Source organism: Syntrophotaleaceae bacterium, assembly GCA_041390365.1.
Classification (GTDB): Bacteria; Desulfobacterota; Desulfuromonadia; order Desulfuromonadales; family Syntrophotaleaceae; genus JAWKQB01.
Genome location: JAWKQB010000006.1, coordinates 1 through 1,236 on the forward strand (window position 1 = coordinate 1; position 1,236 = coordinate 1,236).

Below are 1,236 nucleotides of genomic sequence, written 5' to 3' on the forward strand. Positions count from 1 at the left end.
GCTGCGGCGGTGTAATCCGGAGCACCGTTTTCCAGCTCCGTATCGATCAGCACCTCATCGACCCGGGCGCGACAGGAACCGGGCGGTGATCCGCTCAGGCGTTTGGCTTTCTTCTTTTCCTTCTTGGCGCTGTCCCGTCGGTTCTGCTGAACAGAGCGTACCTGTTCCTTGAGGGTCGCCATTGGAACCGATTTACCCAACCGTTCCTGCACCAGTTTCAGCAGACGGCTTTGCTCCAGAGGTGAATGAGCCGAAATTTCGGCCAGAACCGGCTCGAGCTGGCGGTTTCTCTCTTCCTCCGGGGCATCCTCGGGCAGACTTTGAATGCCGAACTCCACCGGCGTACAGGCGGAAGAAAGCAGCCCCTCAAATTCAGCCTTACCATTACCGGATGCAAAGAAGTCGTTCACATCGATCTTGGCGTTGGCCAACAGCGTTTCAGCCTCCCGAATATCCTCGGCAGAGTGGCCGTCGAGTAATTTGGCCAGCTCCCGGGGACCGACGGCCGCCGTCAGGTTGAACCGTCGCGAAAGTTCCTGCCGAGCCTGCTGCTGGGGCTCATTCAGAGGAATGGTAACCAGCTTCGTATCAATCTTGTGTTCGGCCAGCGTGCGAGCAGTCTGCAAGGCTCCCTTGAGCCCGGCCTCCGAGATTTCATTGTCCTGACAGATATAGACGGTCTTGAGTCCGCGCATCTTCGGAACCAGCCGTTCCCAGTCTGCGGCCCTGATTCTTACCGTTACAGGAGAGAGCGCGGGAAATCCCTGCTGCATCAGAGCGATGCAATCGGTCACGCCTTCGGTAATGATGATGTGATCGGGCTTGCCCAGCAGGCAATCTTCATTGAACAGCACCGCATTGTTGATGAAGCGGGCAACATAAGGGCGCTGATGTTCATCGTGAACCGGAAGCTTCTTGTACTTTCCCTGTTCCCAGTTTACGTCCGGAGTCCACGGTGTTTTACGGCCGATCATGAACACGACGCGGCCACGGCTCCAGTATGGAAAGATGATGCGTTTCTCAAAAAACGGATTCAACCCATCCTGACTGGTCGGGCGAAAGGCTCCAGTAGCGGAAAGTTCCCGTTTGCTGAAGCCATGTTCGCCGGAACGCAGGGCTGCAATGACACCGGACTCATTGTCAGCAAAACCGATCAGCAGGTCGTCGATGGTCTCATCACTGATGGCGTACTTTTCCTTCAGCCAGGTCAGCGCTTCCTGATTTTCCTTGAGCCGC

1 protein-coding gene is annotated in these 1,236 nt (G+C 56.5%); it reads right to left on the reverse strand.

The features are described from left to right. Positions 1-1,236, reverse strand: a 1,236-nt coding sequence (locus R2940_18470) for a hypothetical protein (GenBank protein ID MEZ4601780.1), incomplete at both ends; no start/stop codon positions are given.